This window comes from Nitrospirillum karajorum, from assembly GCF_036348415.1.
Taxonomy (GTDB): domain Bacteria; phylum Pseudomonadota; class Alphaproteobacteria; order Azospirillales; family Azospirillaceae; genus Nitrospirillum; species Nitrospirillum amazonense_B.
In genome coordinates, this window is the sequence record NZ_JAZBQB010000003.1 from 717,175 (window position 1) to 741,362 (window position 24,188).

Genomic DNA, 24,188 nt, shown 5'->3' on the forward strand with positions numbered 1-24,188 from the left:
AAACTGGCGCCATGACCACCACGGGTCCATCGTTAACCTGTCGGTGGAGATGGGCGCCCCCGTCATGCCCCTACGCCGGCCCGATGTGAGCGGGCTCATAGCGCGCCGCCGGGAACGGGCAAAAGATCGAAAAAATATGCCTTGTGGGGTGGACGGGCGCGGCGAATCGCCCCGACAATCAGCAAAGCATCACCGACAGCCAGCCGCGCCAGGATCGCCGCCGTCATGGACACCGCAGTCGAAACACCCGCCGTCCGGGCGGACCAGGCGGGCACCACCGGATGGTCCTGCACCTACCTGGAGCGTCCCGACGGCGCGCGGCTGCGCCTGGGGTCGTGGCAGGCGGGCGAGGCGGCCGGTCGGCGCGGCACCTGCCTACTGGTCAACGGCCGCAGCGAGTTTCTGGAAAAATACGCCGAACAGGCCGCCGAGTGGGCCGCCCGGGGCTGGCGGGTGGTATCGTTCGACTGGCGGGGCCAGGGCCTGTCCTCACGCTCCCTCGCCAACCGCCACATGGGACACATCGACGACTTCGCCACCTACCTGGACGATTTGGACGCGGTGATGGCGACCTTGTGCCCGCCCACGGGGCCGGTCGTGGCCTTCGCCCACAGCATGGGCGGCCATCTCATGCTGCGCCATGTGCTGGATTGCGACACGGCGATGGAGGTGCCGCGGCTGAAGGCGCTGATCCTTTGCGCCGCCATGCTGCGCGTCAACACCTTCCCCTTGCCCAGCCGCGCCGCCACGCTGATCGCGGATCTGGCGTGCCGCCAAGGCAAGGCCGAGACTTATGCCGCCGGCCAGCGCGACTTCGATCCCGACGCCCAGCGATTCGATGGCAACACCCTGACCACCGACCCCCGCCGCTTCCGCGTGGCGCTGGACGCCTGCCGCCGCCAGCCGGATCTGTGCCTGGGCGGTGTCACCTACGGCTGGCTGGCCGCCGCCTTCCGCTCCATGGATTACCTTGAGCAGGCGAGCATGTCAGGCCTGAACCTGCCCATCCAGATCCTGGCGGCCGGCGCCGACCGCATCGTGCGCTCCGCCGCCCTTCGCGTCCTGGCCCGCCGCCTGCCCAACGCCTGGTTCCACCAGTATCCCGGCGCCCAGCACGAGTTGATGATGGAGACTGACGCCATCCGCCGCGCGGTGTGGGAGGATATCGACCACTTCCTGGAGGAAAACGGGTTGTAGTTACCCCTGGTCCGGCGGCATCAGCATCAGGGGCTGCAGCGCCGGGGCCAGCACGCGGAGCAACTGGGCCGGCAATGCGCTGGTGAAGTGGTAGTTGGCGGCCTGGGCCCCATGGACATGGGCGGTTATGACGCCGAAGAAGCGATCGCCGGCATAGAAGACAAAGGTGGCCGTGCGGTTCACCACCCGCGATTCCAGCAGCACCCCGCCGGGCCCGAAGCGGTCGAAGCGCTGGTCACCCGTGCCGGTCTTACCACCCAGGGGCAGCGGGTTGCCCTCGGCGTCGTGGAAGGCGCCCTTGGCGCGCTGGGCCGTGCCGTTCTGCACCACATCCAGCAGGTGGGCCTTCACCACGTCCACCAACTCATGGGACAGCACGCGCTCCCCCTTCAGCCGGTCATCCAGACCCACCGTCGCCTCATAGGGTGTGCCGGCGGCGAAGTGCAGGCGGGTGATGCGCGCGGTGGGCAGGCGGATGCCGTCGTTGACGATGATGCCCATCAGGTCGGCCAGCGCCCCGGGCCGGTCGCCCGAACTGCCGATGGCGGTGGCGTAGGAGGGCACCAGCGCCTCGAAGGGATAGCCCAGGCGCTTCCAGTCGGCATGGATGCGGGCGAAGGCCTGTTCCTCCAGCACGATGCCGATGCGGGTGTCCTGCGCGTGCTTGTAGCGGGTGGAGAACAGCCACTGATAGCTTTCCTGGCGCGAGCTGCTGCTTTCCTTCAGCATCTGGCGCTTGGGCGCCTTGGGGCTTTCCTGCAGATAGGCCACCAGCCACAATTCCAGCGGATGGACGCCGGCCATGTAGCCCCGGTCGTTCAGGGTCCACTTCTCCGGGTCCGCCTTCTCGAACAGGGCGGCCACGGTGGCGGGCTTCAGCGGCTGCGGTTTCGCGTTAGCGCGCGCTCCGGGGGGCCGGGTCTCGTTCTCCGTGGCGCCGTGGGCCGCCAGGAAGCGCGCCAAATCCTCAGGCGTCGAATTGGGCCGGACAGAGCGGTAGATGACGGCCAGCCGCTCCTCCCGCGTGCCGGCCTTGGCCGCCAGCTTTTCCAGCGCTTGGTCGGGGTTGAGGCCGCCATACTCATCCCAGAAATGGTTCAGGAAGGTGCTGCCCTCCCGATCCGCGAACTGGGCCAGGTAGGTCTGGCGGGCCGGGTTGCGCGGATCGTCCAGGACATCGTCCTTCCGCGCCGGCCCTTCGGCGATGTAGTGGTTCACCACGTCGCGCATCAGGCGGATGAACACCAGGTTGACCGAGCGGCGCAGCGCCTCCGACACCGTCAGGATGCGGTGGTCGTCCGACTTTTCGAAATTGTTGAAGCTGTGCAGGCCGCCGCCGGTGAAGAAACGCTCACCCGTGCCGGCGGAATAGGTGCGCTCCATGGCGGCGTTCAGCAGGGCCGGCAGCCCCTGGTCGCCGGTTTCCGCCAGCGTCTGGGTCACCCAGCGCGTCAGGTTGTCATCCGCCGCGGCCGAGATGTCGCGCAACGCCGCCGCGTCGCGCTGGTGATAGTCGCGGTAGAGCTTCTCGATGATCTCAAGATAGGAGATCAGGGTGCGCAGCTTGGCAGTGGAGCCCAAATCCAGGCGCGCGCCCTCGTTCAGGTCCAGCGGCTGGTCCAGGGTGTCGACCTGCACCCGCACCAGGTTGGCGTGGGGGGCGCGTTCATACAGGGTGACGGAATAGACCACCTTGGCCGGGTCGGCCCCGGTCAGCAGCCGGTCGCCGGTCAGACCCAGCTCCGCCGTCGCCGCCGGGTCGGACAGGCGCTTCAGCACCGCCGTCACCCGTTCCTGCGCCGCCTGGTCCAGCGTCGTGTCGGTGGTAAGGTCCAGGCGGTCCAGTTGATACAGCGTATGGGCGCCCAGCATGGAGATGAGGCGGTTACGGATGGCGTTGACGGCCTTCTGTTCCACATAGGAGACATCGGGCGTGTCCGGCGCCTCCTCCCGGAAGCGCAGTCGGAAGTTCTGCGCGGCATCGGCCAGGGCCGGCGGGATGACGCCCGCCTTTTCCAGCACCCGCAGATGCTCGTTGCACAGGGCGTCCAGCGCCGTGCGATTGGTGGTCAGGTAAAACGACGGGCGCCGCTGGGCCAGCAGCAGGCTCAGCACCTGCTTATAGACCACGGCCTGGGTCGCCAAATCCTCTTCCGTTCGGGGTTGGTCGCGCAGGATCTGGTTGGCGGTGGCGAAGTCGGTGCCGTACCAGGCCCACAGGCCGTCGCCCAGGCCATTGATTTCACCGATGCCGGGCCGGGCCGACAGGGGGGTGGAGTTCAGGTAATCCACCAGGATGCGGAAGCGGGTCTGGGTCGTGTCCGCGCCGTCCATATAGGCGCGCATACTTGCCGACGCCATCTGGCGCAGCTTTTCCACCCCATCGGACGTCTGGCCGCCAGCGGAATGGCGATACTTCTCCGTCTGGGTCGCCAGGGTGCTGCCGCCGATGCGCTGGGCGCCCGGGTTGATGACCTGCAAGGGAATCTGCAGCAAGGCCAGGCCAAAGCGGTCCCAATCCACCGCCGGGTTGCGGTAAGGGTGGGCCGGGTCCAGCAGCTTACGGTTCTCGATGAACAGCAGGGTGTTGGCCACCAGGGGCGGGACGGAGGCGAAGCTGGTGAACACCCGCTCCGGATAGCTGGCGCCATAGAGCAGCGTGCCGCCGCGGTCCAGCACCTGCAGCCCGGCCGAGGTCTTCTCCGCATAGGGCGGATAGAAGCTGAGGTCCAGATAGTCCAGCAGGGTGGGCGACATGCGCGCCTGGGCGGTGACGCGGTAGGGACCGGCCGTCAGCCGCTCCAGGAAGCTGGGCATCTGGGTATAGCCCAGCCTCTCATCATAGGGCCCGCCGGTGGGGTAGCGCACCGCCGTGGTGGGCCCGGGATAGACGGAGAAGCGCAGGTCGCGGCCCACCCGGGCCAGCAGCGCGGATTCGAAACCCGACGTCTGTGTTTCCAGCCAGGCCGCGCCCCCGATGCCGCCCATGATGGCCAAGCTGGTGGTCCAGCCCAGGATACGCACCCACAGCGGCGTGCCCCGGCGGCGGACCTTGGGGCCTGTGGCGTCGGTATGGGCGGCCTTCGCCCCCGGCGACAGGCGGGACACGGGTGGACGCAACGCGGCCAGGGTCTCGCCGCGCCCGCCAATACCCGCCAGGGGGCTTCCGCCCAAGCTGTCCTCGGTGCTGGTCGTCATCGCCCGCGTACGCGGTACCCCCCCTAGCGCAGACCCGTCCAGGCCATCCGGCAAAGCCCCACCCTCACCTGGAACCCACCGTCCCTTGGAACTAAGCGGCCTTAACCCGCCCTTGATCAAGCGATATCAAGGGCCGCCTGCTGTTGGGGGTAGCCCCATGCCGGTGGTCAACCGAACACGGGGGACGCCCCGAACGCCGGATCACTTACGCAAGTCCCGTGCCGTCGCCTTTCAGCGCGCGCGACCGAATGATGCCAGCAGGTGGCCGGGCAGGTCCGCACGGGTCACGGCCGCTTGCTCGCCGCTGGCCAGCCGCTTCACCGTGACGGTGCCCGCCGCCCTCTCATCCGGGCCCATCATCAGCACCACGGGAATGCCGGCACGGTCGGCATATTTCATCTGCTTGGCTATTTTTGCCGGCTCCAGATGCACTTCGACGTTCAGGCCGGCGGTGCGCAGCTCACCCGCCAGGGCCAGGTAGTCGGGCAGCAGTTCGGGCGCGAACTGGGTGACCAGCACGTCGATGGTGCTGGTCTGGTCCTTCACCAGGCCGGCCTGGTCCAGCACATAGAACAGGCGGGTGGCGCCGATGGAGATGCCGACGCCCGGCAGCTTGCTCTTGGTGTACTGGCTGGCCAGGTTGTCATAGCGCCCGCCGGAGCAGACGCTGCCCATCTGCGGGAAGTCGGTCAGGAAGGTCTCATACACCGTGCCGGTGTAGTAATCGAGGCCGCGGGTGATGGAGAAATTGACGCGGAAATGGCTATCCGGCACGCCCAGGGCGCGCAGGCCCGCCACCACCTGGGTCAGCTCACCCAGGCCTTCCTGCGCGGTGGCACTGGTTCCCGCCAGCTCCTTGGCCTTGGCCAGCATCTCATCCGTCGTGCCGTCGATACCGACGAAGGCCAGGATGGCGTCGGCGGTCTCGGCCGACAGCGCCTGTTCCCCGTCAGGGTGGTGCGCACGGCGTCCACGCCCACCTTGGGCAGCTTGTCGATCTCACGCAGCACGGCGGCCTGGGCCTCGCCCTCGGTCAGGCCCAACCCTTCCAGGAAGCCGCGCAGGATCTTGCGGTTGGACAGGTTGATCTGGAAGGGGCCGACGTCGATGCCCACCGCCGCCAAGTCGCGGAACACGGTGTAGATGACGGCCGGCATCTCCGCGTCATAGGCGACGGACAGGCTGTCCTTGCCGATGACGTCGATGTCGCACTGATAGAACTCGCGGTAACGGCCCTTCTGCGCCCGCTCCCCGCGATAGACGCGCTGGATCTGGTAACGGCGGAAGGGGAAGCTGAGGTCATGCTCATGCTCCGCGACATAGCGGGCGGTGGGCACGGTCAGGTCGAAGCGCAGGGCGATGTCCGGGCGCTTGGCCTGTTCCAGGGCGCCGGTCGACTGCACGAAATAGATCTGCTTTTCCGTCTCGCCGCCCGACTTGGTCAGCAGCACGTCCACGGTCTCGAACACCGGCGTTTCGATCTGCAGGAAACCGAAGCGCTCATAGCCCCGCCGGATGGTGTCCAGCATGCGCTGGAAGGCGATCTGCTTGGACGGCAGCAGTTCCATCGTGCCGGGCGGCGTGCGGGGGGCGATCAGGGCCATGGGATCGGACTCGGGATTTTAGAGACGGACAAGACGGGCTTCATACCCGATTTGCCCCGTGGCGCGCCACAGGCATGGGTCGCGCGTCCCAAGCATGGGCCATCCGCGACACCTGGGGCGCACAGGGGTTGAGCCCAGGCACCTGAGCGCGTACCACTGGCGCCCGGACATCATAAGCCGGACCCTGCCCCATGAGCGCGACCACCGCCGCCCGCCTGACCCTGCGCCGCCCCGACGATTGGCACCTGCACGTCCGCACCGGGGCCATGCTGCGCGCCGTGCTGCCGCACTCCGCCCGCCAGATGGGCCGGGCCATCATCATGCCCAACCTCGTTCCGCCGGTGACCGACCGCGCCGCCGCCCGGCGCTACAAGGCGGAGATCATGGAAGCCTTGGGTCCGGACACCCGCTTCCAGCCGCTGATGACCGCCTACCTGACCGATGGCAGCAGCGCCGATGAGATCGCCGCCGGCTATGAGGAAGGCCTGTTCCGGGCGGTGAAGCTGTACCCCGCCCATGCCACCACCAATTCCGCCCACGGTGTCACCGACCTCACCAACGTGGCCGGCGTGCTGGCGCGCATGCAGGACATCGGCATGCCCCTGCTGGTCCATGGCGAGGTGACCGACCCCGCCATCGACATCTTCGACCGCGAGGCCGTGTTCATCGAGCGGGTGCTGCTGCCCCTGATGGACCGCTACCCGGCCCTGAAGATCGTGCTGGAACATGCGACAACCGAGGAGGCGGTGGCCGTGGTGGAGGCGCACGGGGCCAGCGGGCGCCTCGCCTGCACCATCACCGCCCACCATTTGATGATCAACCGGTCGTCCATCTTCGCGGGCGGCATCCGGCCCCACCTCTACTGCCTGCCCATCGCCAAGCGGGAGAAGCACCGACTGGCCCTGCGCCGCGCCGCCACCTCCGGCCAGCCCTGGTTCTTCCTGGGCACCGACAGCGCGCCGCACCCCACCAGCGCCAAGGAATCAGGCTGCGGCTGCGCCGGCATCTACACGGCAGCCAGCGCCATTGAGCTTTACGCCCAGGTCTTCGACGAGGAGGGCAAGCTGGACGCGCTGGAGGCCTTCGCCAGCCTGAACGGCCCGCGCTTCCACGGCCTGGCGCCCAACGCGGACACCATCACCCTGGTGCGTGACGGCTTTATCGTCCCCGACCTGGTGGACGCCGGCGGCAGCAACGCTGTCCTGCCCTTCCGCGCCGGCGAACGGCTGGACTGGCGCCTACTTCAGGACTAAACCCTCCACCAATTTATCTTCAGCGCCCGAGGTCCCCCATGATCGACGCCCAGACCGCCGCCAGTTTGACCGCCCGCATCCTGCTGGACATCAAGGCGATCCACTTCAACGCCGCCCAGCCCTTCATCCTGACCTCGGGCAAGGCCAGCCCGGTCTATATCGACTGCCGCAAGGTCATCAGCTTCCCGCGCGCCCGCTCGGCCATCATCGATTACGCGGTGCAGACGGTGATGCGCGATGCCGGGTTCGAGGCGTTCGACGGTGTCGCCGGCGGTGAGACGGCCGGCATCTCCTACGCCGCCTGGATGGCCGACCGCATGGGCCTGCCCATGCAGTACGTCCGCAAAAAGCCCAAGGGCTTCGGCCGCAACGCCCAGATCGAGGGCCAGTTCGCCGAGGGCGACCGCATCCTGTTGGTGGAAGACCTGACCACCGACGGCGGCAGCAAGGTGGGCTTCGTCAACGCCCTGCGCCAGGCCGGCGCGGTGTGTGAGCACGCCTTCGTCGTCTTCCACTATGGCATCTTCCCCAAGAGCGTGGAGACGATGAAGGAGATCGGCGTCACCCTGCATGCCCTGACCACCTGGTGGGACGTGCTGAAGGTGGCCCGCGACCACAACTATTTCGATACCGCAACGATGGCGGAAGTGGAGAAGTTCCTGCACGCCCCGGCCGAATGGTCGGCCGCCAATGGCGGCAAGGTGGAAGCGTAAGCCTTCCATCCGGCGCGACGTTTACCGCAGCGGCATGGGGCGACCCATGCCGCTGTTTGCTTATATGGACGCCCCCGCCGCCAGCGCCTTGCACCGCTCCGCCGTGCGCTCATCGGCTGGGAACATGCACTCGATGCGCAGTTCCTCCACCGTCACATCACGGGCGGAGCCGAAGGTGGTGATGGTGGAGAAGAAGCGCAGCGGATGCCCCTCCGCATCCACCGCGCCACCGGCGAAAACCGTGGTGCACAGCGGCAAGGGATAGGCGTCCGGGTCGCGCGACCGCCAGCGGGCGGGCACGCCGGGATAGGCCAGCACATCGTCCAGCAAGGTGCGCAGCCCCTGGTCCAGGGGCGTGGCGGCAAGTTCGTTGTGCAGGTGGCAGATCAGGTCGCCAGCCAGGCTTTCCCAATTGCCCATGACGGGCCGCATGTCGTCGGGATCGAAGATCTGGCGCAGAATGTTGTTGTGCCGGGGCATGCCGCCACGCGCCAGGCCGACGATGCGGGCGGTGGCGCGGTTGGTGCGCAGCACGTCCCAGCGGCGGTTCATCACCACGGCGGGATAGGGTTCCTGCTGGCCGATGATGAAGTCGATGGCCTGGCGCACCGGCGCCATGGCGGGGGTGGCCAGCGTCGCCTCGCCGTAGCGCGGGGCGTAGCCGGCGGCCACCAGCAGGGCGTTGCGCTCCCGCAGGGGCATGTCCAGCGTGTCGGCCAGGCGGGCCAACAGCTCGCGGCTGGGCTGGGCCTTGCCGGTTTCCACGCAGCTGAGGTGCCGGGTGGAGACGCCGGCCTCCAGCGCCAGATCCATCTGGCTCATGCGCCGCGCCGCCCGCCACTCGCGCAGCAACAGGCCCAGCGGCGTGGGCTGGGGCGGCGTAGGCTGTGAAGGAAGGGCGGTCACGGTCGCGGCGGCGGCATGGGTCATGATGGAGGGAATGATACGGCCGCTACGGGCAAAAGCCATGACCTGAGAGGTCAAGAATCCATGACCTGGCGGGTTATCGACCGCGTGTCTCACACAGGGATATCCCTGGAGCATTCGAACAACCTTCCCTTGAGGGATGAGAGATGCTCTCCGCACCGTTCGCCCGCCGTCATTTCCTGCGCGGCCTGGCCGGGATCGGCGCCACCATGGCGCTCGGGGCCCCCAGAGCCAGCGCCGCCGCCCTGTCCGGCACCGGGCCGCTGGACGCCACCGCTTATCGCGCCTTGCGCCGCTACGCCGGCACGCCGTTCGGCCATATCGCCTATATGGACCAGGGCCGTGGGCCCGACGCGCTGTTCCTGCACGGCTTCCCCCTGAACAGCTTCCAATGGCGCGGCGCCATCGACAGGCTGTCGGCCCACCGCCGCTGCCTGGCGCCCGACTTCCTGGGGCTGGGCTACAGCCGCGTGCCGGACGGCCAAGCGGTGACGCCCCCGGTCCAGGTGCGGATGCTGGCCGCCTTCCTGGACGGTGTGGGCGCCAACGCGGTGGACATCGTGGCCAACGACAGCGGCGGGGCCGTGGCCCAACTGTTCGTCACCCAGTACCCCAAGCGGGTGCGCAGCCTGCTGCTGACCAACTGCGATACCGAGCCCGACAGCCCGCCCCCCGCCCTGCAACCGGTGCTGGAGATGGCGCGGGCCGGCACCTTCGCCGACCGCTGGCTGGCGCGTTGGGTGGCGGACAAGGATTTGGCCCGCAGCCCCATGGGCCTGGGCGGCCAAACGTTCAGCGACCCTTCGCGCCCCACGGATGAGGCCATCGACTACTACCTGGGCCCGCTGGTCGGCAGTCCCCGGCGCAAGGACCTGGTGCACGCCTACACCCTGGGCCTGGCCCCCAACCCGCTGGCCGGTATCGAGAAGGACCTGCGCCGGGTCGTGGCGCCGGCGCGCATCGTCTGGGGCATGGCCGACACCATCTTCGACCCCACCGGCGGCGATTACCTGGCCGGCCTCCTGCCCAATTGCCAGGGCGTACGCAATCTGCCCCAGGCCAAGCTGTTCTTTCCCGAGGAATATCCGGACGTGATCGCGGAGGAGGCCCGGAAACTTTGGGGGATTTCGGCCTGACGTCGGGATCTGGCCGCACATACAAAAACCCCCGCGGGATCGCTCCCGCGGGGGTTTTCTTAGAACCGAACCCAATGCTTACGCGGCGCGGACCTGCTGCAGGAAGCGGTCGACCTGGCCGGACAGGGTGTCGGACTGCTGGGACAGGCCGGTGGCGGCACCCAGCACCTGGTTGGCCGACTTGCCGGTGTCCTCGGCCGCGTGCTGCAGCGAGCCGATGTTGCGCGACACTTCCATGGTGCCCATGGAGGCCTGCTGGACGTTGCGGGCGATTTCCTTGGTCGCCGCGTCCTGCTCTTCCACGGCACCCGCGACCATGTCGGAGATGTCGTTGATCTCGGCGATGGTCTTGGAAATCGTGATGATGGCGTCGACCGCGTCGCGTGTGGCGTCCTGCATGGTGGAGATCTGGGCGGAGATTTCCTCCGTCGCCTTGGCCGTCTGGTTGGCCAGGCTCTTCACCTCGCTGGCCACGACCGCGAAGCCCTTGCCGGCTTCACCGGCGCGGGCCGCCTCGATGGTGGCGTTCAGCGCCAGCAGGTTGGTCTGGCTGGCGATGTCGCTGATCAGCTTCACCACGTCGCCGATGCTCTGGGCGCGCGAGGCCAGGGACTGCACGGTCTCGTTCGTCTTCTCGGCCGTGGAGGCCGCCGCCTTGGCGATGCGTGCGGAGGTGTTGACCTGGTTGGAAATCTCAGCCAGAGAGCCGGCCAGTTCCTCGGTGGCGCTGGCCACCGACTGGACATTGGCGGACGCCTGCTGCGTGGCGGCGGCGACGGCGCCGGCCTGGCTGCGGCTTTCGTCGGCCGAACCGGACAGGGTCTGGGCGCTGGATTGCATGCGGGCGGCCGCTTCGGACACCTGGGCCACGACACCCTTCACGGTGCTTTCGAACTCGTCAGCCAGACGGTTCATGGTGCGGCGCTTCTCTTCCGCCGACTCCCGCTCCGCCTGCTCCTGCACCTTCTTCAGGCGCTCCACCTCGATGGCGTTGTCCTTGAACACCTGGACGGACCCGGCCATGGCGCCGATCTCGTCACCACGGTCGGTGCCGGTGATCTCCACCGACAGGTCACCGCTGGCCAGGCGGCCCATGGCGGTCTGCAGGGTGGTGAGCGGACGGCTGACCAGGAAGTGCAGCAGCACGCCCAGGAAACCGACCAGCACGGCCAGGACGACGACGGCGGTCAGCAGTGAGCCCTTGACGGTGGAGGCGATGGCCTCGTTCAGGCCCTGGCGGCTCCACGCCACGATCAGCGTGCCCACCTGGTCATGGTTGGCGCCCGCCTTCACCGGCGCCATGACGATCAGATGGTCGCCCCGGTCGAAGGCCTTGGTCTCGGTGACCTTCTTGGGCAGTTCCTTGTCCTTGTCGATGGCATAGGTCGGCAGGGTCTTGCTGTCGAAGCTGTCCAGGGACTCGCCATCGGTATCGTTGACGCGCACCCCGGCCAGGCTGCCACCAGCGCGGGTGCTGAGTTCGGTGTAGGCGTCGGCGATGGATTCCTGCTGCTTGAAGCGGACGGCGGCGCTCATCTGCTGCGCCAGCATTTCCGTTTCCTGCCGCTCGGACGCCACGGACTGGGCCAGCATGGCCTCATGCATCTTGGCGGAGCTTAACCAAATAACGGCACCCAAACCGATAATCGTGGGAATGGCCACGGCGGGGGCGATCTTGCGTCCAATGGTGAACCAGCTCTTGGCATTTTCCGGCTTTTTCACCAGGCCACTGACACGCCCCAAAATCCCATCCGCCTCATACGACATTATCAACTACCCCTGCTTTGTTCATTGCCCCGCAGCACTGCCGCCGCCGAGACCGCGACCACCCATCCGAACCCCATGTGCACCGTCGAACCCACCTCACAGCGCGGTGATGGCTCGGCACCGGGGCCTCGGCTAATACCTAGACACGCTTTCGCAGACCTGTAAACTGACTTATAACGTCAACTACAGTTAACATCGCAAAGGCTGACAACGACTGAAATTCATCTTCCGCAAGCCGTAAAGGATTTCAGGCTGGATCCATTACCGATGGGTTTTGGTTAAAACGGCGGAATCCAATGCCGTAGCGGGTGTGGGCAGACGAAACACGGGGAAAAGGGCCATGCCCCGCCGTTTCTTTTAACATTTTAAGTAATAAAAATTCGAACAGGGGCATCGGAGCCGTCACCGAAATATAACCTACTGGCTTTGGCGTAACCGGACATGGCGCGCCTGGCTGGGACGTGCTGGCCGCGGCCTAGGCCCAGCACGACGGTAACGATGCTTAAACCAATCTTTAAACCTTTGATTGGTATTCTCTTTTGACCGTTGACTACGAGACTCTGGGAGGTCGGTGCAGATGATGAAGCGGGTGGCAGTCATCGTTCTGATGGCTGGAATGGGGGTTGCGGGTGTGGCGCGGGCCGAGTGCACGCTGGGGTCGCCCCCGTCCGTGCCGGACGGCAGCAAGGCCGCGGAAGCCGAGATGCAAGCCGCCCAGGCCGCGGTCAAAAAGTTCATGGCCGAAACCCAGGACTATATGAGTTGCCTGGAGTTCGAAGGGAAAAACGGCAACGGCACCTGGCAGAAGAAGTACAATGACGCCGTTGATCAGATGCAAAAGCTCGCCGGTGACTTCAACAAACAGTTGAAGGCGTTCAAGTCCAAGTAATGGCTGGGCGGTGGCTCCGGCACCCTTGGCGGGGCCACCGTCACGTTAACCAATTCCAACAGTCGCCGAAGCGCACCGCACGGTCGGCGCTTCTACGGCGGCCTCAGGGGCGATGCGGCGTTTTGTCCGACGGCCCGGCACCAGGCACGGGCGGCGCCTTCGGCATCTCCGGCTTGGCACCAGGGGCGGCGCCCTGCCCTTGGGCGGGGGCCGGATGCGGCGTATCCAGCGGCACTGTCACCACCACCGGCGGCTTGCGCGGCGTGATGATGGGCGGCATGGCCAAGCCCTGGGGCTGAACGGCAATGGCGGAATAGGGCGTCCGCTTGGGCTCCGGCGGGCGTTCCAGATGGCGCGCGACCAGATTCACCAGGGCGGCATCGTCCCACGGCTGCACGACACGGCCCAAACGCAAGATCACCAGATCCGCCGCCTTGGACACATACAGGCGCTGGCCACCGGCCCCCGCCATGAACACGGTGTCGGGTTCGGCGAAAGCCTCCGCCGCCTTGATCGGGCCGCCCTTTTCCCGTGGCCAGGCAATGCGGATGCGCATGCCCTCGTTGCGGGCGAACAGCGTGGGGCGCTGCATCTCTTCAACCCAGGGCATGGGAATGACCGGACGGTTTTCCACCTGGCCACCATCCTTCAGCAGCAGGCCGAGGCGCAGCCAATCCCGCGCGGTCGCCTTGACGCAACACCCCACCAGCGTGGCGCGGCCGCTGTCGTCGAGCAGCATCTCCGCCGGGCGGGCGCCCACGGGTGCCCACAGCGCCTGCGACATATAGGCCGCCAGCGGCTGCTTGGTCGCCCGCTCCAGCACAAGGGCCAGGACCTGCAACTCCTCCTCGGCCGGCTTGTACCGGGTGCCGGGCTCGGCCTCCAGCGCCAACCCTTTCAGCCAGGCGCCGGCATCGGCTTTCCCCGCCGGCCCGTCGGCGGTCCCGACCGGGAAACCCAGGCCGCTGCTGCCCACCAGCAGGTCGCGCACGGTGATGCGGCCCCGGGGATCGTCCTTCCAGTCGGGGAAAATCTGGCCCAGCGGCTGGTCGGCAGAGGTGAGGAAGCCATCCTGGATGGCCTTCCCGGCCAAGAAGGTCAGCACGCCGGCTTGCAAGCCGGCGCCATCCATCAGGTCGGCCGGCCGGATGCCGGGGCCGTAATCCTCCACCTGCAGGGCGCCGCGATACCAGACCAGCAGCGCGGTGGTGCCGGTGGTGGATTCGAACGCATGGAGGGCCTTCAGTCCCTCATCCGAAATCTGGCGGTCGTCGGGTGAAGCCACCGTGAGGATGGGACCATCCCCCCCGGCCACCTCGACCGTCACCGGCCCCCGAGGCGCCGGCGGCTCGGCCGCCATCGGGGCGGATTGAGACGGTGGCGGGGGCGACGAGTCGCCCCGCTTGCCCCAATGGGCCAGCAACAGGCCGCCCCCGATGGCCAGGGCCGCGACCGGAACGAGCAGCAACGCCGCCCGGCCGAAGCCCGCCGTGCCGGAAGAGGTGGGTTTGGATTTGGCGGGGCCGGGTTTGCGCGGCCCCGATTTCGGTGACTGGGACATTGGTAAGCAACGCTCCCGGAGGCGGATGGGTCCGCCCCGGGGTGCGCCCCGGCACGAACTCAGGCATGAGCCTTGGCCGCGACTATGGCACGGCCAAGGCAGCGAGAGTTGGCGGAGGCCGCCTTACTTGCGTTCGCGGACCGGATAATCGACGCCGTCGACCACTTCCCAGCTGCCATCCGGCTGCCGGCAGATGAAGCCGGTCTGGTGGCGGAACAACTGGCCCTGGAACACCACGGAGTGGAACTCCCGGCACGGGCGGTTCTTGGCGTCGAAACCGTCGCGCAGCATTTTCACCGTGCCCTGACGTCCCGTCTCGGGGTTGGTCCAGGTCACGGTTTCTTGAATGGGCTTGCCCGTGGCCGCCTTCAGCGCCGTCTGCAGCGCGGTCAGGTCGCTGGGCTCCAGCGTGATGTCCGTGGGCGGCGGCTTGGGCGCCTCGACGGGCGGCGGCGCGGGCGGCGCCGCGGGCTTGTCATCGGGCTTGGCGGCGCAACCCGCCAACGCCAGCAGCATCAGCCCCGCGACCGACAGCTTCATCTTCATCCCTTTGGCTCCTGCATTCCCTTGAGTCACGCCCCCGCCCGAGTCACGCCTCGACATCGGCGATGCCCCGATTGAGCGCCCCTTTTGCCAAAGGTGACGCCCGCCGCGCAATCCCCGCCGAAGCCAGTCCACCGAAAGCCAGAGGCGCACGCCCTGGAAGCACGGCGTGAATCCCCTCCCCTTCACAGGCGTAACTGGCATAATGCGGCCCTTGCCTGTGACAGTACCGAAAGCCTGTACCGCATGACCGACATGAAGACCGGTGTGAACCCTCTCTTCCTCAGGGAGGAGGAGTTGCGGCAGGCGATGGAGATGCTGTTCTACGCCTACCGCGACTTCACCGCCGAACCCGACACCATGCTGGAGAAGATCGGGCTGGGCCGGGCGCACCATCGTGTCATCTATTTCGTGGGCCGCCACCCCAACATCACGGTGACCGACCTGCTGGGCATCCTGCGCATCACCAAGCAAAGCCTGTCGCGCGTCCTGCAGGATCTGGTGCGCGAGGAGTACATCGTGCAACGGCAGGGCACCCGCGACCGGCGCCAGCGGCTGCTGGACCTGACGCCCAAGGGTCAGGAGCTGGAGCGCCAGCTGTCCGAACCGCAGCGGCAGCTGATCGCCCGCGCCTATCGCCGGGCGGGGGCGGAGGCGGTGGAGGGCTTCCGCAAGGTGATGGTCGGCATCATGGACGACGCCGACCGGGACAAGTTCGCCCAGCCCCGGGCGCCGCTGGCGGCGCTGGCCAAGCGCTAAGCGATCAGCGCCGTGGAACGCCCCTGTGCTATGCTGCCGCCCCCGACCGTTAGGGATCGCCTCCGGCCATGACCACGACGCAGCAGCAAGCCCTGCCCGAAGAACAGCCCCACATCCTGGTGGTGGATGACGACGACCGCCTGCGCGAGGCGTTGCGCCGCTATCTGTCGCAAAACGGATTTATCGTGTCGGCGGCGGCGGATGCGGCGGCGGCGCGGCGCATGCTGGCCTCCCTCAACTTCGACCTCATGGTGCTGGATGTCCGCATGCCCGGCGAATTGGGGTTGGAGCTGACCCGATCCCTGAGGGGCGACGGCGGCAATGGTGACGGCGGCCTGCCCATCCTGCTGCTGACCGCCAACGGCCAGCCCGACGACCGCATCGCCGGCCTGGAGGCGGGAGCCGACGACTACCTGCCGAAGCCCTTCGAGCCGCGCGAGCTGGTGCTGCGCATCTCCTCCATCCTGCGCCGCCTGCCCAAGCCGGCCGTGGCGGCGGCGGAGGTGCGGCTGGGACGCTGGGTCTTCGATGCCGAGCGGGAGGAACTGCGCTCCGGCGAGGAAACCCTGCGCCTGACCAGCGGCGAAGCCAGCCTGCTGCGCACCCTGGCCGCCCAGCCGGGCGTCGTCTTCACGCGGGAGGATTTGGGGCGCGCCGGCATCGACAGCAACGCCCGCGCCATCGATGTGCAGGTCACCCGCCTGCGCCGCAAGATCGAGATCGACCCCCGCCAGCCGCGCTATCTGCAGACCGTGCGGGGAGAAGGCTATGTGCTGCGCCCCGATTGAGGCCGACCCCGACTTGGTGAAGGACGCCCCATGAGCATGACGCGCGAGCAGGCGCCCCGGCGGCGACCCCCGCAAAGGCAAGGGCTTGGAGCCCCCCCGGTGATCAACCCGGCGGGGGTGGTGAAGCGCATGCTGCCCCGTACCTTGTTCGGCCGCTCGCTGCTGATCATCACCACGCCGGTGATCCTGGCCCAGGCCATCGCCACCTTCTATTTCTATGACCAGCATTGGGAGCGGGTGACCAACAACCAGGCCTTTGGCGTGGCGGGCGAGGTCGCCATGGTCATCGAACAGCTGGGCCGGGACCAGACGCCGGAGGACAGGGACGTGACCCTGGACATGGTGACCCGGACCACCGACCTGATGGTGACCTTCCAACCCGGCGAGCGACTGCCCAACTGGCACCGTCAGCACCTGTTCGGCATCCTGGAACATACCCTGGGCCGGGCGCTGGACGAGAAGGTGGGCCGGCCCTGGACCATCGACACCCATGTGGCCCACGAATGGTATGGCATCAACGTGCAGTTGCCCGACGGTGTGCTGCACGTCCTGTCGCCCGAGCGGCGGCTGTTCAGTTTCACCAGCTGGGTGTTCATCCTGTGGATGGCCGGCAGCTCGCTGCTGCTGTTCACCGTCGCCATCATGTTCATGCGCAATCAAATACGGCCCATCCGCCGCCTGGCCATCGCGGCGGAGGCTTTCGGCAAGGGGCGTGACACCCCGGCCTTCAAGCCGGAAGGCGCGTCGGAGGTGCGGCAGGCCGCGACCGCCTTCCTGCAAATGCGTGAACGCATCCAGCGGCAGATCAGCCAGCGCACGGAAATGCTGGCCGGGGTCAGCCATGACCTGCGCACCCCGCTCACCCGCATGCGGCTGCAATTGGCCATGCTGCCCGACGCTCAGGAGGTGGAGGAGTTGAAGGCGGACGTGGCCGAGATGGAGGGCATGATCGAGGCCTACCTGGCCTTCGCCCGGGGCGAGGGTGCCGAACCGGCCACCCCCACCGATGTGGGCGCCCTGCTGGCCGACGTGGTTGCCAACGCCCGGCGCGAGGGCCGGCTGGTGGAATTGAGCCTACCGGACATCGCCATCACCGTGCCGTTGCGCGCCAACGACTTCCGCCGCTGCGTCGCCAACTTGGTGGGCAATGCCGTGCGGTACGCCGGACGCGCCTGGGTGACCCTGCAACGCCAGGGCGGCCATCTTTACGTCCTGATCGATGATGACGGCCCGGGCATCCCCGAAGAGATGCGGGAAGAAGTCTTCCGCCCCTTCCACCGCCTGGACGGGTCACGCAACCAGGCCACCGGCGGCGTCGGCCTGGGCCTGGGCATCGCCCGCGACATCGCCAACCGCCACGGGGGCGACGTGTTGCTGGAGGATAGCCCCAAGGGCGGCCTGCGTGCGGCGATCCGGTTGCCGGTTTGACGTTTTCCCCGGTTTGGCACCGGCCTCGCCTGGCTGGTCCGCCGAAATGAAAACGGGCGGCCCCCCGGAGGGACCGCCCGTCTATAGGTCAGCGCGAGGCTGGAACCAGGCTTAGTGCTTGGCCTGGGCCTTGGCGATGGCGGCCTTCACTTCCTCAATGCTTTCCCGCACGCGGTTGGACAGCACGTCGGCGGCCTCGCTGTTGGACTTGGCGATCAGCTCGGCCAGTTCCTTGACGTTGGCCAGGGCCTTTTCGAAGGCGGTCTTCACCAGCTCGGCCTGCTTGGCGACCTTGTCTTCCGGGGTGCCGGTGGACAGGAAGTCGGAAACGACGGAAGAGGTCTCTTCCAGGCTCTGGCGCAGGATTTCGGCCTGGCGGCGCAGGACGGCCTGGATGCCTTCCACGGCCAGCTGGTTCGCGGCCGTCACGGCCTCGATGTTCTTGCGCTGGGCGGAGACGAAGGCGTCGACGTCGATGCCCGGCACCTTGTAGTCGGCCAGCGTCTTGCTGAAGTCCACCTTCGTGAACTCGGCGAACTTGGACGGGTCGAAGAACTTGGTCATGTCGAAGTCGAGGAACGGATTGGTCGCCATAGTGTCAGATCCCTATACGGCTTGCGCCGCTGCGGTGCGGCAATTCCGGGGGGATAATGCTTTGGGCCGAGCAGCCGGTCAATGGTTTTTGTGCAGCGCACAATAAACTCTTTTGGTTAGTACGGGACGGCCAAGCACCGCCATAGGTCGAACCGGCTAGACCAGGGAAAGGGGCCGGCCCTTCCGCCTAGGCGACGTCCACGATCCGGGCGCCGGCGAGCCGGGCCAGGACGTCGGGGGCGATGGCGAACACCGCGTTGGGGGTGCCGGCAGCCGCCCAAACCGTGGGAAATGACAGCAAACGCCGATCGAATAATGTGACAGGCGCCACCGCGTGCCCCAGTGGCGGAACGCCGCCGATAGGGAAACCGGTGGTCAATCGCACATATTCCGGGTCCGCCCGCATAAGCCGATCGCCGTTGAGGATGTCGGCCAAGGCCTTGGTCACCAAGGCTTCGTTGATGCGCGTGGCACCCGATGCGACCACCAGGACGGACGCGTTCTTTTCGCGGGTGCGAAAAACAATTGACTTGGCGATTTGTGCTGCATCGCAACCGATTACCGCTGCCGCCTCGGCCGCCGTCCGGGTGGTGGCGGCGAATTCCACCACATGGATGGGCTGGCCGAGGTCATTCAGCAGGTTCTGGATCTTTTGCGCACTGGGGCTGAGAGGGCCGGCCATGGTGTCAGCCCGCCAGTTCCCGCGACCGCCGGTCCGCCGCGGCGACGGTGCGGACCATCAGCGGCGTCAGCCCCTGCGCCTCGTCCATCAGAACATCCAGCGCCGCCTGGGTCGTGCCCTTGGGGCTGGTGACGTTGATGCGCAACTGGGTGGCGGTGGTGTCGGGGTTCCGGTGCAACAGCTCGCCAGCGCCGGTGACGGTGGCACGCGCCAGGCGCAGCGCCAGGTCGGGCGGCAGCCCCGCCGCCGCCCCGGCGGCGGCCAGGGCCTCCACCAGATGGAAAACATAGGCGGGGCCGCTGCCGGAGACCGCGGTCACGGCATCGATCAGACCTTCCTCCGCGACCCAGACCACCTCGCCCACCGCGCTCAGCAGGCTTTGGCATAGGTCGCGCTGGGCCGGCGAAACGGCGGGCGTGGCGTAAGCGCCGGAAATGCCGCGCCCCACGGCCGCCGGCGTGTTGGGCATGGCCCGCACCAGGGCGGTTCCCTGCCCCAGCACCTTCTGGAAATAGGCGATGGTCTTGCCGGCGGCGATGGACAGGAACACGGCACGGCCGGCATACGGCACGTAAGCTGGCAGGGCCTGGTCCATCATTTGGGGTTTCACCGCCAGCACGACGGCATCCGGGGCGAAGTCGGCGGGGATCTGGGCCGGGTCGGCGACGAGCATGGCGCCTTCCGGCGCGACCTCCGCGGCCGGATCGACAATGACAACGCGGCGGACGGTCCCGGCGGCCCGCCATCCGGCAAGCATGGCGCCGCCCATCTTGCCGCAGCCCACCAACAATAGATCAACCGCCGTCATCCCCGCCCCATCGTCCTCAATGCAGTCAAACCGAGGTCAAAAGTCACTGGCAAACCAAGGTCACGGGGTGTGGGCTGTATCAAGCTTCGCCGAGCGTGTCCAGAATGGCGGCGGACACGGCGTCCGCGGCACTTTTACCGCCCCAGATGACGAACTGGAACGCGGGGTAGTAGCGCTCGCACTCCGCCACCGCGATCTCGACCAGATCCTCGATCTGTTCCACGCTGGCCGCGCGGGTGCCGCGCAGCAGCAACGTCTGGCGGAACATCGGCGTATGCTCTTCGCTGCATACGTCGAAATGACCCAGCCACATCTTGCCGTTCACCTCAGCCAGCAGCTCGGTAACGGCCAGCTTGCGGGCTGGCGGCACCTTCATGTCGAACTGGCAGGAGAACTGCATGGCGCTGACTTCGTTCTGCCAAACGAAAAACAGCCGGTAGTCGCACCACCGGCCGTTGATCTCGACGATCATCTCGTCTTCGCTGGCGCGCTCGAATGGCCATTCGTTGGCCGTGACGATCTCCTCGACGATATCGAGGGGATTATGGGTGGTGCTGCTAGTCTCGACGGCGAGTGCCGACATGATACGCCCTCCTGTCGCGCGCGATGGCAAGGGACGACCCATCCCACCCGGCGCGGGAACCCGGCTTTTCCGGACCCCCTGTAAAACAAAATCTGGTGCTGCCGGGCGTGGGAGCTACCAGGGGTACGGTGCCAGAGGACAACCGCCCCCGCAACCGTCTTCTACCGCCCACCACGGCCTCCTTTCCGCCGGCTTGGCCCCGAGGCCGATGGACGGCTGGGAACCGGGCCGGGGGGCCGGGGGCACCCCTTCCGATCACTATCGGCCGGTCAGGCGGGGCTGCCCGCGTTGGCGGCACCGGCGTCGTCCGCCTTGGCCGCGGCCTTGGCCACCACCGACTCAAGGTGGGTCACGCGATCCAGCAGTGCCTGCTGCAGGGCCAGCAGGCGGTTGATCTCATCCTCCTGAGCGCGGGCGCGGGCGGCCATTTCCTTCACGGCCTCGAACTCATCGCGACGGACCATGTCCAGACCGCTGAGCATGCGCTCCAGGCGCTGGCGCACATGGCCCTCGACCTCATTCTTCAGCCCGGCCACGGCACCGACGGCGCCACCGGCCACGCGGGCCAAATCGTCCAGCACCTTGTTGTCCACCTGCATCGCCTCAATCCTTAAGCAATATCGCCGGCGCGCCCATTCCCGCCCCCTCATTCCCACCCCATGGGAACCCGATGCGGCGGGGACCCGATGGAGAGGCGGGACAGGCTGGCGCGCGGCCATCAAGACGCCATTATCGCCGTCCACGTTCGCAGGCGCAACAGCACCTTGGAGGGGCCATCCTACGGGGGCCGGTTGCGACCCCGGCGCGGTCCCCCTATAAAGCCGACAGTCAGGCCCACATCTTCCCTACGGTGCTGGCCATGTGGGAACGGGGATCGTCCGGCACAAGGGCCGCCGCCCACCCACCATGGCCCAGAGCCGGAAGAGACCGTCCACGGGGATATCCGCAGCATCATGGCCCTCGCCTTTCCCAACATCAGCCCCACGATCGTGGAGATCGGCCCCTTCGCCCTGCGCTGGTACGCGCTGGCCTACATCGTGGGCGTGACGCTGGGCTATCGCCTGGCCCTGGGCATGGCGCGGCGCATGAACAGCCGCCCCACCCCCCTGGAGCTGGACGATTTCCTGGTCTGGGCGGTGGTGGGGGTGCTTGCGGGTGGCCGGCTCGGCTTCATCCTGTTCTACAACCTGGATTTCTACCTGCAGCACCCGCTGGATATGCTGAAGGTCTGGAACGGCGGCATGTCGTTCCATGGCGGCATGACCGGCGTGGCCCTGGCCATCCTGCTCTTCGCCCGGCGGCGCGGCTTCAACCCGCTGGCCCTGGGCGACCTGGCCGCCGTGGCCGCCCCCATCGGCCTGTTCCTGGGCCGCCTGGCCAATTTCGTGAACGGGGAGCTGTGGGGCCGCCCCACCGATGTACCCTGGGGCATGGTCTTCCCCCATGCCGACGACCTGCCCCGCCACCCCAGTCAGCTGTATGAGGCCGGGCTGGAAGGCATCGTGTTGTTCACCGTGCTGTTCCTGCTGTCGCGCGTGCCCTCGGTGCGGGACCGGACCGGCACGCTGAGCGGCGCCTTCCTCATCGGCTACGCCCTGTGCCGCATCACCGCCGAGTTCTTCCGCGAACCCGACGTGCAGGTCGGCTTCCTGCTGGGCGGCGGCGTCACCATGGGCCAGATCCTGTCCGTGCCCATGGCGCTGATCGGCGTCGCCCTGGTGGCCCTGGCCCGCCGCCGCGTGCCGGCGGCGGCCTGATGCCCGGCGCCGAGCCCCTATCCGGCGATGGCCCGGCCAGCCTAGCCGATCATCTCATTCGCCGCATCGGGCGTGAAGGTCCTTTGCGCCTCTCCACCTTCATGGCCGAGGCGCTGGGCCACCCCACCCTGGGCTATTACACCACCCGCGACCCGCTGGGCGCCGGCGGCGATTTTACCACCGCGCCGGAAATCAGCCAGATGTTCGGGGAGCTGCTGGGCCTGTGGTGCGCCCAGGCTTGGCTGACTTTGGGTTCGCCCGGGGCGGTTCACCTGGTGGAACTGGGGCCTGGGCGCGGCACCCTGATGGCCGACGCGCTACGCGCCATGGCCCGCGTCCCCGGGCTGACCGCGGCATTGCGGGTGCACCTGGTGGAAACCAGCCCGGCGCTGCGGGAACGGCAGAGGGCGGCCCTGTCCGCCTTGCCCGACAAGGTCCTTCCCCCCATACCGTCGTCTGGGCCGACAGCCTGGAGTCGGTGCCTGAGGGACCGCTGCTGCTGCTGGCCAACGAGTTCTTCGACGCCCTGCCCATCCGCCAGCTGCAGAAGACGGAGCGCGGCTGGGCGGAGCGGTGCGTCACCTGGGACGCGGATGCCGGCCGCTTCGCCTGGGCGCTGGACGCCACCGGCGGCGCGGAGCTGCTGGTGCCGCCCGACCTGCGCGCGGCGGCCCCCGGCGGCGTGGTGGAGATCTGCCCGGCCGCCCTGACGGTGGCGGGTGAGATTGGACGCCGCCTGGCGGCGCATCCCGGCGCCGCCCTGGTGGTGGACTATGGTTATGACGCCCCGCCGCAGGGCGACACGCTGCAGGCGGTGCGGGGACACGCCTACGCCGCCGTCCTGAAGGACCCCGGCCAGGCCGACCTGACGGCCCATGTCGATTTCCGCACCCTGGCCGCCACGGCGGTGGCGGCCGGCGCCCAGTCCCATGGCATTGTCGAGCAAGGCGCCCTGCTGCACCGTTTGGGCATCCAGCAGCGTGCTGGCGCCTTGAAGCGGGGTGCCACCGCCCCGCAGGCCCACGCCATCGACCTGGCGCTGGACCGCCTGACGCATCCCGACCAGATGGGCAGGCTATTCAAGGCCCTGGCCCTGACCAGTCCGGGCGCGCCCCCGCCCGCCGGCTTCGACCCCAGCGAAGGCTGATCATGACCGTCCCCATCCCCGCCGACCGCCCCCACCTGACCCTGGACGCGCTGGACCTGCCCGGCGTCCGCCACGGCTATTTCACCCGGCGCGACGGGGTGTCCACCGGGCTTTACGCCGGGCGCAACGTCGGCTTCGGATCGAACGACGATGCCGCCGCCGTGGCGGAAAACCGGGCGCGCTGCGCCGCCGACCTGGGCCTGGGGCCGGAAAGCCTGGTCACCGTCTACCAGGTGCACAGCCCCACCGTTGTGACGGTGGAGCGGCCGTGGGCGCGGGAGGACGCGCCCCAGGCCGACGCCCTGGTCACGCGCCAGCGCGGCATCGCGCTGGGCATCCTGACCGCTGATTGCGTGCCCGTGCTGTTCGCCGACTCGACAGCCGGGGTGGTGGGTGCCGCCCATGCCGGCTGGAAGGGGGCGTTCACCGGCGTGCTGGAGGCGACCGTCCAGGCCATGGCCGCCCTGGGCGCCGACCCGGCCCGTATCGTCGCCGGCGTCGGTCCGCACATCGGCCCCGACTCTTATGAGGTGGGGCCGGAGTTCGAGGCGCGCTTCCTGGAGGCCGACGGCGCCAACCAGCGCTTCTTCCGCCCCGGGCCGCAGGCCGATCATCCCCTGTTCGACATCGGCGGCTATGTCGGCCACCGCCTGGCGGGCTGTGGTCTGGCCCAGGTGTCACACACCGGCCACGACACGGTCGCGGAAGAGAGCCTGTTTTTCAGCTACCGGCGGTGCACGCTGCGGCGGGAAGGCGATTATGGCCGTCATATCAGCATGATAGCCCTGTCTCCCACCCCCTGACCCCACCTGCGGCAAAACGAAAATACCCCCGTATGGGCGCATGCCCCCTGT

Annotated in this window: 24 protein-coding genes and 1 pseudogene; 12 read left to right on the forward strand and 13 right to left on the reverse strand. The window is 67.9% G+C overall.

Translation table 11 applies throughout. The features are described 5' to 3' along the window. Nucleotides 1-95 precede the first annotated feature (95 nt). Complete coding sequence (locus UCD39_RS16945) at nt 96-227, reverse strand: hypothetical protein (protein ID WP_276509115.1); 132 nt, start codon at nt 225-227, stop codon at nt 96-98. Here UCD39_RS16945 and UCD39_RS16950 point away from each other — a divergent pair. Next, the gene (locus UCD39_RS16950) at nt 226-1,197 is read left to right on the forward strand and encodes an alpha/beta fold hydrolase (protein ID WP_330497082.1); all 972 of its coding nucleotides are present in this window, start codon (nt 226-228) and stop codon (nt 1,195-1,197) included. The genes UCD39_RS16945 and UCD39_RS16950 overlap by 2 nt on opposite strands. Here the strand turns inward: UCD39_RS16950 and UCD39_RS16955 are convergent, their stop codons facing one another. The 3 genes from UCD39_RS16955 to UCD39_RS16965 form a co-directional block, all read right to left on the reverse strand. Then, on the reverse strand, nt 1,198-4,395 hold the full coding sequence (locus tag UCD39_RS16955; RefSeq protein WP_330497083.1) for a transglycosylase domain-containing protein: 3,198 nt from the start codon (nt 4,393-4,395) through the stop codon (nt 1,198-1,200). Nucleotides 4,396-4,626: 231 nt separating this feature from the next. Continuing rightward, nucleotides 4,627-5,307: a His/Gly/Thr/Pro-type tRNA ligase C-terminal domain-containing protein gene (locus UCD39_RS16960; protein WP_330498474.1), complete on the reverse strand. Its 681-nt coding sequence runs from the start codon at nt 5,305-5,307 to the stop codon at nt 4,627-4,629. After that, nucleotides 5,202-5,999 carry an ATP phosphoribosyltransferase regulatory subunit gene (locus UCD39_RS16965; protein WP_330497084.1) on the reverse strand — a complete coding sequence of 266 codons (798 nt, stop codon included), beginning with the start codon at nt 5,997-5,999 and terminating at the stop codon, nt 5,202-5,204. The genes UCD39_RS16960 and UCD39_RS16965 overlap by 106 nt, the downstream gene beginning before the upstream one ends. Nucleotides 6,000-6,190: 191 nt before the next feature. On the opposite strand from UCD39_RS16965, the gene pyrC reads away from it, so the two are divergent. Beyond that, nucleotides 6,191-7,252: a dihydroorotase gene (gene pyrC / locus UCD39_RS16970; protein ID WP_330497085.1), complete on the forward strand. Its 1,062-nt coding sequence runs from the start codon at nt 6,191-6,193 to the stop codon at nt 7,250-7,252. Between the two features lie 38 nt (nt 7,253-7,290). After that, nucleotides 7,291-7,965, forward strand: coding sequence for an orotate phosphoribosyltransferase (locus tag UCD39_RS16975; RefSeq protein WP_330497086.1), 675 nt, complete (start codon nt 7,291-7,293; stop codon nt 7,963-7,965). A 60-nt stretch (nt 7,966-8,025) separates the two neighbouring features. Here the strand turns inward: UCD39_RS16975 and UCD39_RS16980 are convergent, their stop codons facing one another. Then, nucleotides 8,026-8,934: a helix-turn-helix domain-containing protein gene (locus UCD39_RS16980; RefSeq protein WP_330497087.1), complete on the reverse strand. Its 909-nt coding sequence runs from the start codon at nt 8,932-8,934 to the stop codon at nt 8,026-8,028. Nucleotides 8,935-9,038: 104 nt separating this feature from the next. Between UCD39_RS16980 and UCD39_RS16985 the strand changes: the two genes are divergently transcribed. Next, the gene (locus tag UCD39_RS16985) at nt 9,039-10,028 is read left to right on the forward strand and encodes an alpha/beta fold hydrolase (RefSeq protein ID WP_330497088.1); all 990 of its coding nucleotides are present in this window, start codon (nt 9,039-9,041) and stop codon (nt 10,026-10,028) included. Nucleotides 10,029-10,106: 78 nt separating this feature from the next. Here the strand turns inward: UCD39_RS16985 and UCD39_RS16990 are convergent, their stop codons facing one another. Continuing rightward, a complete protein-coding gene (locus tag UCD39_RS16990; RefSeq protein WP_330497089.1) occupies nt 10,107-11,771 on the reverse strand; it encodes a methyl-accepting chemotaxis protein in 1,665 nt (554 codons plus the stop codon). A gap of 601 nt (nt 11,772-12,372) precedes the next feature. Here UCD39_RS16990 and UCD39_RS16995 point away from each other — a divergent pair. Beyond that, nucleotides 12,373-12,684 (forward strand): hypothetical protein, encoded by a 312-nt coding sequence (locus UCD39_RS16995; RefSeq protein WP_145735626.1) that lies wholly within the window; start codon nt 12,373-12,375, stop codon nt 12,682-12,684. Nucleotides 12,685-12,787: 103 nt separating this feature from the next. On the opposite strand, the gene UCD39_RS17000 is transcribed toward UCD39_RS16995, so the two are convergent. Next, entirely contained in the window at nt 12,788-14,245 is a 1,458-nt protein-coding gene (locus UCD39_RS17000; protein WP_330497090.1) for a serine hydrolase domain-containing protein, read from the reverse strand. A 123-nt stretch (nt 14,246-14,368) separates the two neighbouring features. Then, nucleotides 14,369-14,791 carry an RT0821/Lpp0805 family surface protein gene (locus UCD39_RS17005; RefSeq protein ID WP_330497091.1) on the reverse strand — a complete coding sequence of 141 codons (423 nt, stop codon included), beginning with the start codon at nt 14,789-14,791 and terminating at the stop codon, nt 14,369-14,371. Between the two features lie 243 nt (nt 14,792-15,034). Between UCD39_RS17005 and UCD39_RS17010 the strand changes: the two genes are divergently transcribed. The 3 genes from UCD39_RS17010 (at nt 15,035) to UCD39_RS17020 (ending at nt 17,763) form a co-directional block, all read left to right on the forward strand. Beyond that, nucleotides 15,035-15,547, forward strand: a complete 513-nt coding sequence (locus UCD39_RS17010; RefSeq protein WP_145735620.1) for a MarR family winged helix-turn-helix transcriptional regulator — start codon at nt 15,035-15,037, stop codon at nt 15,545-15,547. Nucleotides 15,548-15,615: 68 nt separating this feature from the next. Further along, entirely contained in the window at nt 15,616-16,335 is a 720-nt protein-coding gene (locus tag UCD39_RS17015) for a response regulator (RefSeq protein WP_330497092.1), read from the forward strand. A 30-nt stretch (nt 16,336-16,365) separates the two neighbouring features. Beyond that, a complete protein-coding gene (locus tag UCD39_RS17020) occupies nt 16,366-17,763 on the forward strand; it encodes an ATP-binding protein (protein WP_330497093.1) in 1,398 nt (465 codons plus the stop codon). Nucleotides 17,764-17,874: 111 nt separating this feature from the next. On the opposite strand, the gene UCD39_RS17025 is transcribed toward UCD39_RS17020, so the two are convergent. From UCD39_RS17025 to UCD39_RS17045, 5 genes are all read right to left on the reverse strand, one after another. Next, complete coding sequence (locus UCD39_RS17025) at nt 17,875-18,357, reverse strand: phasin family protein (RefSeq protein WP_145735614.1); 483 nt, start codon at nt 18,355-18,357, stop codon at nt 17,875-17,877. A 187-nt stretch (nt 18,358-18,544) separates the two neighbouring features. Beyond that, nucleotides 18,545-19,039, reverse strand: coding sequence for a YbaK/EbsC family protein (locus UCD39_RS17030; protein ID WP_330497094.1), 495 nt, complete (start codon nt 19,037-19,039; stop codon nt 18,545-18,547). Between the two features lie 4 nt (nt 19,040-19,043). After that, on the reverse strand, nt 19,044-19,847 hold the full coding sequence (gene proC, locus UCD39_RS17035) for a pyrroline-5-carboxylate reductase (protein ID WP_330497095.1): 804 nt from the start codon (nt 19,845-19,847) through the stop codon (nt 19,044-19,046). A gap of 79 nt (nt 19,848-19,926) precedes the next feature. Further along, nucleotides 19,927-20,430 (reverse strand): type III secretion system chaperone family protein, encoded by a 504-nt coding sequence (locus tag UCD39_RS17040; protein WP_322481942.1) that lies wholly within the window; start codon nt 20,428-20,430, stop codon nt 19,927-19,929. A gap of 269 nt (nt 20,431-20,699) precedes the next feature. Further along, nucleotides 20,700-21,029: an accessory factor UbiK family protein gene (locus tag UCD39_RS17045; protein ID WP_330497096.1), complete on the reverse strand. Its 330-nt coding sequence runs from the start codon at nt 21,027-21,029 to the stop codon at nt 20,700-20,702. 354 nt (nt 21,030-21,383) lie between these two features. Between UCD39_RS17045 and lgt the strand changes: the two genes are divergently transcribed. The 4 genes and pseudogenes from lgt to pgeF all read left to right on the forward strand — a co-directional run bounded on the left by lgt (nt 21,384) and on the right by pgeF (nt 24,137). After that, nucleotides 21,384-22,187, forward strand: a complete 804-nt coding sequence (gene lgt, locus UCD39_RS17050; RefSeq protein WP_330497097.1) for a prolipoprotein diacylglyceryl transferase — start codon at nt 21,384-21,386, stop codon at nt 22,185-22,187. A gap of 200 nt (nt 22,188-22,387) precedes the next feature. Further along, nucleotides 22,388-22,549: pseudogene (locus tag UCD39_RS17055) on the forward strand (SAM-dependent methyltransferase); the annotation flags it as partial. Between the two features lie 116 nt (nt 22,550-22,665). Next, the gene (locus UCD39_RS17060; protein ID WP_330497098.1) at nt 22,666-23,334 is read left to right on the forward strand and encodes an SAM-dependent methyltransferase; all 669 of its coding nucleotides are present in this window, start codon (nt 22,666-22,668) and stop codon (nt 23,332-23,334) included. Between the two features lie 2 nt (nt 23,335-23,336). Next, nucleotides 23,337-24,137 carry a peptidoglycan editing factor PgeF gene (gene pgeF, locus UCD39_RS17065; protein WP_330497099.1) on the forward strand — a complete coding sequence of 267 codons (801 nt, stop codon included), beginning with the start codon at nt 23,337-23,339 and terminating at the stop codon, nt 24,135-24,137. Nucleotides 24,138-24,188: the final 51 nt, after the last annotated feature.